Raw genomic sequence first — 11166 nt, forward strand, 5'->3', positions numbered from 1 at the left:
TCCCTGAGAAGCCAGGCAGGAAGGGGTCCTTACAGTACCGGCGGTTCCTATTGGCCCAAGCCATGACTGGTGAATTTGCCGTTGCCTGGATGCCGTCCGTGCTGGTTCCCCTGGTGGGAATCCTCGGCGCAGCGGTGGCCATGGCCCTGCTGTTCAACGTGATCGAGGCGACCGACTGACGACCGGCCCAGGCCCCAGCGTCACTCGCCTCCCCCTCTCGAAGCCCCCCCGATCCGCCTCCCCATGACCGTGACCCCCGTCGCCGACCCGACCGTCGGCAATCTGGCCACTCCCGTCAACAGCAGCTATTTCACCAAGGCCTTCCTGAACGCCCTGCCGGCCTACCGGCCCTCCCTCTCGCCCAACCGTCGCGGCCTTGAGGTGGGCATGGCCCACGGCTACTTCCTCTACGGCCCCTTCGCCTACACCGGCCCCCTGCGCGCCACCGAGTTCGCCAGCACCGCCGGCCTGCTCGCCGCCATCGGCTTGGTGTCGATCCTGACCGTCTGCCTGTCGATCTACGGCACCGCCGGCAGTGGCCCCAACGTCCAACCCGCGGACGCCACCATCGACAACCCGCCGGCCGACCTGTTCACCAAAGCCGGCTGGGCGGAATTCGCCAGCGGCTTCTGGCTCGGTGGCTGCGGTGGCGCCGCCTTCGCCTGGTTCCTCTGCAGCACCGCCATCCAATCACCGCTGGCCAACATCGCTGGTGGCGTCTGGAGCGTCGGCTGAGCCAGCCCTACTCACGGGATGTCCTTCAAAACCCTGCCAAGGCAGGGTTTTTTTATGGGCCGTGCGTCCGCGCTGCCAGTACCCCGGGGCCGCCTATCCGGTCTTAGACGCTCTGGCCGAGGAGATTGGTGCCCGGGGTGCGTCAGTGGCTGATGCCAGCGCTGTTCGCCCCGGCAAGGTCGAAGAACGTTCTGCCCTTCACCTGGGCGAAGGGCGCCAGGACGGTGGATTCTGCAATCGTGACCGTCGTGACGCTGAATTGGTTCACGACACGCAGGCCTTGCCGCTCCGTGACGAGGTTGTCGGCGGCATCGCGCCCATGCCCTGAGCATCGAGGGCGCGGTAGAAGCCGGTGATGGCATGGAATCGGCGTCCCGGCTGAGCACCAGGGTGCCCTGGAGTGCCTGGGCGGCGAAGAAGGCGATGAAATCCAGGACCGGGGCCAGCGCCAGGCTGAGGTCCGCCGAGCCTGTCACCATCTCAATCGCCCAGGCCGGCGAGTTAGTGAGCGGGTTGGTGCCGCGCCGGGGAGAAGCTTCTCCTGTCCAGGCGAGGTGACCCCGAGGCTGGCGAACTCCAGACCGGCCAGGCTGATCAGCCACTGGCCCAGTGCCAGGGCGCTCTGCAGGATCGTCTCCCGTTCACCCCATAACCATCCATCCGAGCCGTCAGCGGAGATCAAACCCCGACAAATCCACGTTCAGGGAATGGGGGCTGGGCTGGCTGGTCGCCTTGGCAGGTGTCAGGGACGATGAAAGCACCCGAAACCGCCGACGCATCCGCGGCAGGACAAGAAAAAACCCCCGGTGGTGACCGGGGGTATGGGGGTCCCTCGAAGATTCGAGAAGGGGCGTCGACGGTGGTCGGGAGCCGGAGGCTCAGCCGAACTTGCCTGACGTGGACGCGATCAGGAAGGCCGCGTACGTGAGGATGTAGCCGATCGTGAAGTGGGCGAGACCCACCACACGGGCCTGAACGATCGAGAGAGCGACGGGCTTGTCGCGCCAGCCCACCAGGTTGGCGAGGGGCGTGCGCTGATGCGCCCAGACGATGGTTTCGATCAGCTCCTGCCAGTAACCCCGCCAGGAGATCAGGAACATGAAGCCGGTGGCCCACACCAGGTGACCGAAGAGGAACATCCAGGCCCAGACGGCCAGGTTGTTGGACCCTCCTGGGTTGTACCCGTTGATCAGCTGGGAGCTGTTAAGCCACAGATAGTCGCGGAACCAGCCCATGAGATAGGTGCTGGATTCGTTGAACTGGGCCACGTTGCCCTGCCAGATGGCGAGGTGCTTCCAGTGCCAGTAGAAGGTGACCCAACCGACGGTGTTCAGGGCCCAGAAGACCGCCAGGTAGAAGGCGTCCCAGGCTGAGATGTCACAGGTGCCGCCACGGCCGGGGCCGTCGCAGGGGAAGGAGTAGCCGAAGTCCTTCTTGTCGGGCATCAGCTTGGAACCCCGGGCATCCAGGGCACCCTTCACCAGGATCAGGGTCGTGGTGTGCAGACCCAGGGCGATGGCGTGGTGGACCAGGAAGTCACCAGGGCCGATCTGCAGGAACAGGGAGTTGTTGCCTGCATTGATGGAATCAAGCCAACCGGGAAGCCAGGGAGCACCGGTATTGGCGACGCTGCTGGAGTTGGCCAGCAGCACATCCATGCCGTAGAGGGCCTTGCCACTGGCGGCCTGAACGAACTGGGCGAAGACGGGCTCCACCAGGATCTGCTTCTCGGGGGTACCGAAGGCGACCACCACGTCGTTGTGGACGTAAAGACCCAGGGTGTGGAAGCCGAGGAACAGGGAGACCCAGCTCAGGTGGCTGATGATGGCTTCCTTGTGCTCGAGCATCCGGGCAAGAACGTTGTTCTTGTTGGCTTCCGGGTCGTAGTCGCGGATGAAGAAGATCGCACCGTGGGCGAAGGCACCGCACATCAGGAAGATGGCGATGTACTGGTGGTGCGTGTAGAGCGCCGCCTGGGTGGTGTAGTCCTTGGCGATGAACGCATAGGACGGCAGCGCGTACATGTGCTGCGCCACCAGGCTCGTCGCCACACCTAGGGAAGCCAGGGCGAGGCCCAGCTGGAAGTGGAGGGAGTTGTTGACGGTGTCATACAGCCCCCTGTGACCGGCCCCGAGAGCGCCACCGAAGGGAGTTCCTTTGGGTGGGTTATGGGCTTCGAGGATCTCCCGGATCGAGTGGCCGATCCCGAAGTTGGTCCGGTACATGTGGCCGGCGATCACGAAGATGCAACCGATGGCCAGATGGTGGTGGGCGATGTCCGTGAGCCACAGCGCTTCGGTCTGGGGGTGGAAACCACCCAGGAAGGTGAGGATCGCGGTGCCTGAACCCTCAGAGGTACCGAACAGCTGATTGGCGGTGTCGGGATTCTGGGCATAGACCCCCCAGTTGCCGGTGAAGAACGGAGCCAGACCGGCGGGGTGGGGCGAGACCGAAAGGAAGTTGTCCCACCCGACGTGCTGTCCCCTGGATTCGGGGATGGCGACGTGGACCAGGTGACCGGTCCAGGCGATGGAACTGAAACCGAACAGCACAGCCAGGTGATGGTTGAGCCGGGATTCAGCGTTCTTGAACCAGGCCAGGGAAGGCTGGAACTTGGGCTGGAGATGGAGCCAGCCGGCGAACAGGGCCCATGCCGAGAGGATCAGCATGAAGATGGAACCCTGGTAGAGCTCCATGTTGGTCGTCATGCCGATCGTGTACCACCAGTGGTACAGACCGGAATAGGCGATGTTCACCGGGGAGGAAGCGCCCGCCTGGGTGAAGGCGTCGATGGCGCCCTGGCCGAAGTGGGGATCCCAGATCGCGTGAGCGATGGGACGTACATGCAGCGGATCGGCGACCCACTGCTCGAAGTTGCCCTGCCAGGCGATATGGAACAGGTTGCCCGAAACCCAGAGGCCGATGATCGCCAGGTGACCGAAGTGGGTGGAGAACAGCTTTTGGTAAAGCCGCTCCTCCGTCATTCCGTCATGGCTCTCGAAGTCGTGAGCCGTGGCGATGCCGTACCAGATACGGCGGGTTGTCGGGTCCTGTGCCAGACCCTGGCTGAACGAAGGAAATTTCGTTGCCATTGGGAAAGGTCAGGTGGAGGTCAGCCGACCGCGATGAGTCGGGACAGGAAGAAGGCCCAGGTTGTCGCGATACCGCCCAGCAGATAGTGGGCGACACCGACGGCACGGCCTTGGGTGATGGAAAGCGCCCGCGGTTGGATGGCGGGAGCCACCTTCAGCTTGTTGTGAGCCCAGACGATGGACTCGATCAGCTCCTGCCAGTAGCCGCGGCCACTGAAGAGGAACATGAGGCTGAAGGCCCAGATGAAGTGGGCACCCAGGAACATCAGGCCATAGGCACTGGAGCTCGAGCCGTAGCTGTTGATCACTTGTGCGGCCTGGGCCCACAGGAAGTCACGCAACCAACCGTTAATGGTGATAGCGCTTTGGGCAAAGTTGCCATTGGTGATGTGCTGAACACTGCCGTCGGCATTGACGGTGCCCCACACGTCGCTCTGCATCTTCCAGCTGAAGTGGAAAATGACGATCGACAGGGAGTTGTACATCCAGAACAGGCCGAGGAACACGTGGTCCCAGGCCGACACCTGACAGGTACCGCCACGGCCGGGGCCGTCGCAGGGGAAGCGGAAGCCCAGATTCGCCTTGTCGGGGACGAGGCGGGAGCTGCGCGCATAGAGCACACCCTTCAGCAGGATCAGCACAGTGACGTGGATCGTGAAGGCGTGGATGTGGTGGACCATGAAGTCGGCCGTTCCCAGGGGGATCGGCGCGGCGGCCACCTTGCCGCCAACGGCGACGATGGTGCCGTTGAACACTTCGCTCACACCGGCCAGCGCATTGGGAGCGGTGGTGCCGGCGGCAGCGGCGTGCAGACCCTGGATCCATTGCGCGAAGACGGGCTTCAGCTGGATCGCGGTGTCACTGAACATGTCCTGGGGACGTCCCAGGGCACTCATGGTGTCGTTGTGGATGTAGAGGCCGAAGCTGTGGAAGCCCAGGAAAATGCACACCCAGTTGAGGTGGCTGATCAGGGCATCACGGGCTTTCAGCACGCGATCCAGAACGTTGTCGATGTTCTTGGCCGGGTCGTAATCGCGGATGAGTGCGATGGCCGAGTGGGCACCGGCTCCGACGATCAGGAAGCCGCCGATCCACATGTGGTGGGTGAACAGCGACAGCTGGGTCGGGTAGTCGATACCGATGTAGGGATACGGCGGCATCGCATACATGTGGTGCGCCACGATGATCGTGAGCGAACCCAAGAGTGCGAGGTTCAGACCCAGCTGGGCATGCCAGGAGGTGGTCAGGAATTCGTAGAGCCCATCGTGACCTTTGGGCGCGGGGAACAGCAGGGGATCGCCCTTCTGGCCCTCGAGAATCTCCTTGATGCTGTGGCCGATGCCCCAGTTGGTGCGGTACATGTGGCCAGCCACGATGAACAGCACCGCGATCGCCAGATGGTGATGGGCGATGTCGGTCATCCAGAGGCTGCCGGTCACAGGATTCAGACCACCCTTGAAGGTGAGGAAATCGCTGTAGGCGGCCCAGTTGCCGGTGAAGAAGGCGGAGATCCCCGCGCCGAAGCCGGGGAACAACTGGGTCAGCAGATCCTGGTTGAGAAACTCGTGGGGGAGCGGGATGTCGGCCACCGAAGCGATGGTCTTGCCGTTCAACACCAGCGGGCTGCCGGCGTCGATGGCGTCCATCAACTGGGTGGTGGGCAGCGACACGTGCAGCAGGTGACCTGTCCAGGACAGGGACCCGAGCCCGAGCAGACCGGCCAGGTGGTGGTTGAGCATGGACTCAACGTTCTGGAACCACTCCAGCTTCGGCGCTGCCTTGTGGTAGTGGAAGACACCGGCGTTGAGCATCAGGCCGGCCATCACCAGGGCACCGATGGCGGTGCAGAGGAGTTGGAACTCGTTGGTGAAACCCCAGGCTCTCCACACGTGGAAGAGGCCGGAGGTGATCTGGATGCCGTGGAAGCCGGCACCCACATCGCCATTGAGAATTTCCTGGCCGAAGATCGGCCAGACCACCTGAGCACTGGGCTTGACGTGCAGGGGGTCGGCCAGCCAGCCGGTGTAGTTGGAGAAGCGGGCTCCGTGATAGAAGGCGCCGCTCAGCCAGATGAAAATGACGGCCAGATGGCCGAAGTGAGCGCTGAAGATCTTCCGGGAGACCTCTTCAAGATCGCTCGTGTGGCTGTCGAAATCGTGAGCGTTGGCGTGGAGGTTCCAAATCCAGGTGGTGGTTTTGGGACCTTTGGCGAGGGTGCGATCGAAGTGCCCGGGCTTGCCGAGAACATCGAAGTCGACAGGAACGGGGTTCCGGTCAACCATGTCCTTCGCCTTGTTCCCACGCTCTGGTGGGCTGATGGTCATCGAGACGTTCCTCGAGGGACGGGGTCGAGGTGGAGGTCCACCCCTTCGACGGACGCCGGGGACAGGTCATGCGACCGTCCCGGCCCCATCGGTGGGCCCCATGGCCGGGAAGACCCGACCATGGGCACCAGTCGCGAGGTAGGGGAAATCCCTTGCCACGACTGGGGCTTTGGGCCCCGAAAGGGGACCACTGGCGGAAGTATAGGGGTCGAAAACAAGGCGAATCGGCCGCCAGTTACAAAGGTTTAATCCCAGCGCTTCCAAGGCTGCGACAGCGGTCTGGCCGCATGTTGTCAACAACGTAACAATCAGAAAATCATTGGGTTTCTATAACCGCTTGCTGCATTGTTCAGCACTTTTGACAGCTGATCTGCCCCGTTCGGGCCCCGAAGCAGAATGGCGCCACGGTTGAGGCAGCCCGCGTGAGCGACAGGGGTCAGAGGCAAAGAGCCGCAGGGCGAGGGGCCGGTAGGGCCTGCCTCTGGGCCGGCCTGCTGACGCTGGTGCTGCTGCTGGTGCTCAGCGTGGCGCCGCCGGCCGCCCTGGCCTTCCATCTGCCGGGCCGCCGCACAGCCGCTGCGGACGCCACCCCCCTGGCGGTGGGGCCTTCCAGCCAGCAGGAGGTGGCGCCCCCCCTGCCGGTGCAGCAGCTGCAGGGGGCCCTGGACGGGCGGCGGCCCCGGCTGGAGATCCTCTCCCCCGCCGACGGTGCCCTGATGCCGGCCGGTCCCTGGACTCTGCGGCTGCAGGTGGAGGACTGGCCCCTGGTGGACGCTGGCCCCCTCGGCCTCGGCCCCCACCTCGTGGTGCAGCTGGATGGGGATCCCGCCCTGCCGCTCACCGGCACAAGCACCACCATGCGGCCTCTGGAGCCGGGCAGCCATCGGCTCACCGTCTATGCCGCCAAACCCTGGGGGGAGGCGGTGAAGGGCCCCGGGGCCCAGCGCCAGATCCGACTGCACAGGGTCGCGGCCAACCCCTTGAGCCAACCTGCTCCGGGCAGCCCCCAGCTGATCACCGTCAGCCCCTGGGGGACGGCGGCCGGCAGGCCCCTGCTGCTCGACTGGCTATTGCTGGACGCTCCCCTGCAGAACCTGCGCAGCGGTGACGCCAGCTGGCGGTTGAGGGTCAGCCTCAACGGCGACAGCTTCCTGATCGATCAACAGACGCCCCTTTGGCTGGAGGGCTGGCGCAGCGGCAGCAATGCGATCCAGCTCGACCTGCTCGATGGCCTCGGCGAGCCTCTCAACCCACCGTTCAACAGCCTGGTGACGGAAGTGACCCTGGAGCCCGGCACCGCCCCACCCCGCTGGCAGGGGGGCCGGCTGCAGCCCGCCGAGCTGGCCATCCTGCTGGGCGAGGCCCCGCCACCTGCCGCGCTGGAGCCGGAGCCGCAGACCGAGCCCATGCCCGAACCAGAGCCAGAGCCAGAGCCGGAGACGGCGCAGGATTCTGACCCCGAAGTGAAGACCGAGGCCCTCATGGGAGCTCAGCCAGGCCCAGTCACCGAGCTGGGAACCGAGGTCCTGGCGGAGGTCGGGAATCCGGCCGAGGCCGACCCTTCGGCCGTGGTCCTTGCCCTTCCACCAGAGCCCCCACCCGTTGCTGAGGTGGCCGAGTCCCCCGTGGATGGGAGCGTGGCGCCGTGAGCCACAGCCAACGCGCCATCATCGGCCTCGGCTTCGGGCCGACGGCCACACCGATGCTTGAGCGGCTCGCCCAGGCCGGCCTGCTGCGGACCGTCCGCGGGCCGGAGGATGGGGCGGCGGCCGTCTGGCTGGCGGCGCACTGGGGGACCGCCGAAGCGGTGGTGGCCGTCGGGGCCTGCGGTCTGGTGACCCGGCTGATCGCTCCCCTGATCACCGATAAGGACAGTGATCCGGCCGTGCTGGTGGTGGATCCCCAGGGCCGTTTCGTGGTGCCGCTGCTGGGGGGCCATGCCGCCGGTGGCGATCGGCTCAGCCAGGAGCTCGCCGCCCTGATCGGTGGCGAAGCCGTGCTCACCGGTGCCAGCGCCGCCTGCGGCCGGCTGCCCCTGGATGCCTTCGGCCAGGCCTGGGGCTGGCGCCGGGGTGGGGGCGACTGGCGGGGCCTGATGGTGGAGGCGGACCGCGGCAACCGGATCAGCCTGCGGCAGGAGAGCGGCAACAGCCTCTGGCAGACGCTGGAGGCCGCCGACACCCCGCAAACGGCCGACCCGGCGGCCCTGGTGATTAGCCCCCACGGCGGCGACGGCTGCCACTGGCATCCACCCACCCTGTGGCTGGGCCTCGGCTGCGAACGGAACACGAGCCTGTCGGTGCTGGAGCGCCTAGTGGCGGAGGGACTGGCGCAGCAGGGGCTGGCCCCCGAGGCTGTGGCCGGATTGGCCAGCATCGATCGCAAGGGGGATGAGCCCGCCCTGCTGGCCCTGGCGGAGCAAAGGGGCTGGCCCCTGCGGCTCTACGACGCCCCCACCCTGACGGCGGTGACCGTCCCCCATCCCTCAGAGGCGGTGGCCAGGGAGATGGGCACGCCAAGCGTGGCCGAGGCCGCCGCTCTCCAGGCGGCGTCCCAGGCGGGGGGGCCGGCCCGCCTGCTGGTGGAGAAGCGGATCGAGCGCGCCGGGGCCGGGGAGCGGGGTGCCGCCACCCTGGCGGTGGCCCTGGCCGCACGCCAGTGGGCACCGCAGCGGGGCAGTCTGCAGTTGGTGGGCAGCGGTCCGGGTGCGATCGCCCTGCTCAGTGGCGAGGCCCGCCAGGCGTTGGCCGCCACGACGGTCTGGGTGGGCTACGGGCTCTACCTCGACCTGCTCGAACCGCTCAGGCGACCCGACCAGCTGCGCCGCGAGGGCCGCCTGACGGAAGAGACGGCCCGTTGCGCCGAGGCCCTCGACCTGGCCCGCCAGGGCCTCGATGTGGCCCTGATCTCCTCAGGAGACAGCGGCATCTACGGCATGGCAGGACTGGCCCTGGAGCTCTGGCTGCAGCTGCCGGTCCTTGACCGTCCCGCCTTCACGGTGCACCCGGGCCTTTCGGCCCTGCAGCTGGCCGCCGCCCGGGCCGGCGCGCCGCTGATGCACGATTTCTGCACCATCAGCCTCAGCGACCGCCTCACCCCCTGGGAGGTGATCGAACGGCGGCTGAGGGGCGCCGCCAGCGGCGATTTCGTCGTGGCCCTCTACAACCCCCGCTCCCTCGGCAGGCCCTGGCAGCTGGGTCGGGCCATCGAACTGCTGGGGGAGGGCCGGCCGGCCAGCACGCCGGTGCTGCTGGCCCGTCAGCTGGGGCGGGCAGAAGAGACGCTCAGCCTGCACACCCTGGGCTCCCTGCCCGAGGACCAGGTGGACATGCTCACCCTTGTCCTGATCGGCAACAGCTCAACACGCGTACAGGACGGCCGCATGGTCACCCCGAGGGGCTATCCGGGAGCCGCCCTGGCCTGAGAGCCAGAAGAAAGAAAATCGGATGACAGGATTCAGGATTGAGGCTATGACAGGGTTTTCCAGAGATTTTAGGGGATCCGTTTATGGGATCCAACTCCTGGCAAATGACTGTGGATTCATTTGCCTCCCTCTAACCAGTGCTTTGCGGTCCCCCCCCTTCAGAAAGGGTTTCCGGGCACTCCTGGCCATGAGCAGCGGATTGAGGTCGGAGGCCTGGTCAGGGCAGATATCCAAATCTGGCCCTTTCACGCATCACCTCGACCTGGTCGTCGTCGTCATCACGGGTGTAGACCGCCGCTGAACGTTGCTGGACCGGCTTGGCTGGCACGCCGACCAACCGTTGGACGAAAGCTGAATGCTCGTCGGCTTTTTCGTATTGACGCTGCTGAGCTGGTTATCGATGTCCTTGAGGCTGCTACCAGCAGGGCCTTCACGATAGATCGTTTCAGGTGGCGTAGAGAGACGGAGGTAGAGCGAAGCCTCTCTTGGCCCGATCTGGTGGGCAGCAAGAAAGGCCTGGTAGGTCAGCTTCTGAGGAAGAGCCTTGAGAGTGCGCAGTGCATCACCCACGATGAGCGCGCAAGCAAGTTCTAACTTGGAAGGGCGTGTCTGCTTGCCTTTGATGGCAAGAAGTGCCGTGAGGGCTGTGATGACCAGCGAATGCTTGATCCCTCAGTCGCTGGCGGCAACGTAAAGTGACCAGAGATGCCCAGGGTTGTCCTGGAACTTAATGGACTGGGGCTGAGCCGATGGCTTCATGTTTTTGCCCTATAGATGATTATGAACAAATTCGCGACTTGCTATCTTGGCTATAGCATAAAATACCTTCTCTGTCGATGCTAAGTAAGTTGGACTTGTTCCAAGTTGGCATTAGCCTGAATCCCGTAACTTGCGGCCCCCGATGTAGGGCACACGAGGAGTTCTGGATGCCCAGCTCCTCCCTCGAGCGGGTTGAACGACAGCGGTGGCGGAGCTGTGGCAGTGTGGTCTGGAGCGGTTCAAGCCGCCTTGGGTAAACTGGCTCTGCCGCCTTGATGGGTTAGCGAGGCGTGCGGATCCAGCACGCTGTGGATAGCCGTTGTTTCCTTGGTCAGATAGATGATTCCACCGATCGTTTGGAACAGACGCGGGAGCTCCTTGACGGCAACGCCCGAGTGGGCTGCTGACAGGTTTGGCACCCTGGGCTGAACCTTGTCGATCCAGCCTTTGGTAATGGCAGCTGCGGTGTTGAACGGATCGGGGGGCAAGGAGATCAGTCCATGGGTGTGGTACTGGAGCTTTGCCCGACCGAGCTCATGGAAGAGATACAGATGGGGATCGGTGCGATGTTGACGCGGGGTGGTCCTGCACCAGAACTGCTGGGTGAGGATCTTACGGACATGCAGGGCGTCCTTACTGACGAGATCGATATCACTGCGGCGTCGCTCGATGGCTGAGTAGCGGGAGACCTGGGTTAAAAACGCTGTAACCGTTCAGGGGTCGGGACGGCTCATTGCGAACTTCAGCCCTGCTGAACCCTTGACGGGAGCTTGATTCCCGGTTGCATCTCAGGCAGAGACCGCCTGTGATGAGCACCCCTCCTTCCGGGATA

At 64.9% G+C, this 11166-nt stretch carries 9 protein-coding genes; 6 read left to right on the plus strand and 3 right to left on the minus strand.

Annotation, left to right across the window (positions count from 1 at the left end; all coding sequences use genetic code 11):
* Positions 1-62 precede the first annotated feature (62 nt).
* From KBZ12_RS14465 to KBZ12_RS14475, 3 genes are all read left to right on the plus strand, one after another.
* Complete coding sequence (locus KBZ12_RS14465; protein ID WP_254951695.1) at positions 63-179, plus strand: photosystem I reaction center subunit VIII; 117 nt, start codon at positions 63-65, stop codon at positions 177-179.
* Positions 180-243: 64 nt separating this feature from the next.
* A complete protein-coding gene (locus KBZ12_RS14470; RefSeq protein WP_254958680.1) occupies positions 244-735 on the plus strand; it encodes a photosystem I reaction center subunit XI in 492 nt (163 codons plus the stop codon).
* Between the two features lie 145 nt (positions 736-880).
* Complete coding sequence (locus KBZ12_RS14475; RefSeq protein WP_254958681.1) at positions 881-1063, plus strand: hypothetical protein; 183 nt, start codon at positions 881-883, stop codon at positions 1061-1063.
* 550 nt (positions 1064-1613) lie between these two features.
* On the opposite strand, the gene psaB is transcribed toward KBZ12_RS14475, so the two are convergent.
* The gene (gene psaB, locus KBZ12_RS14480) at positions 1614-3827 is read right to left on the minus strand and encodes a photosystem I core protein PsaB (RefSeq protein WP_254958682.1); all 2214 of its coding nucleotides are present in this window, start codon (positions 3825-3827) and stop codon (positions 1614-1616) included.
* A 20-nt stretch (positions 3828-3847) separates the two neighbouring features.
* Positions 3848-6151 (minus strand): photosystem I core protein PsaA, encoded by a 2304-nt coding sequence (gene psaA / locus KBZ12_RS14485; RefSeq protein ID WP_254958683.1) that lies wholly within the window; start codon positions 6149-6151, stop codon positions 3848-3850.
* A 503-nt stretch (positions 6152-6654) separates the two neighbouring features.
* On the opposite strand from psaA, the gene KBZ12_RS14490 reads away from it, so the two are divergent.
* Together KBZ12_RS14490 and cobJ are read left to right on the plus strand one after the other, a co-directional pair.
* Complete coding sequence (locus tag KBZ12_RS14490) at positions 6655-7800, plus strand: hypothetical protein (protein ID WP_254958684.1); 1146 nt, start codon at positions 6655-6657, stop codon at positions 7798-7800.
* A gap of 53 nt (positions 7801-7853) precedes the next feature.
* Positions 7854-9575 (plus strand): precorrin-3B C(17)-methyltransferase, encoded by a 1722-nt coding sequence (gene cobJ / locus KBZ12_RS14495; protein WP_254958691.1) that lies wholly within the window; start codon positions 7854-7856, stop codon positions 9573-9575.
* A 998-nt stretch (positions 9576-10573) separates the two neighbouring features.
* On the opposite strand, the gene KBZ12_RS14500 is transcribed toward cobJ, so the two are convergent.
* Entirely contained in the window at positions 10574-10822 is a 249-nt protein-coding gene (locus KBZ12_RS14500; RefSeq protein WP_254958685.1) for a hypothetical protein, read from the minus strand.
* A gap of 12 nt (positions 10823-10834) precedes the next feature.
* On the opposite strand from KBZ12_RS14500, the gene KBZ12_RS14505 reads away from it, so the two are divergent.
* Entirely contained in the window at positions 10835-11011 is a 177-nt protein-coding gene (locus tag KBZ12_RS14505; protein ID WP_254958686.1) for a hypothetical protein, read from the plus strand.
* The last annotated feature ends 155 nt before the right edge of the window (positions 11012-11166 follow it).

Source organism: Cyanobium sp. Cruz CV13-4-11 (assembly GCF_024346055.1).
In the GTDB taxonomy this organism is placed as follows: domain Bacteria; phylum Cyanobacteriota; class Cyanobacteriia; order PCC-6307; family Cyanobiaceae; genus Cyanobium.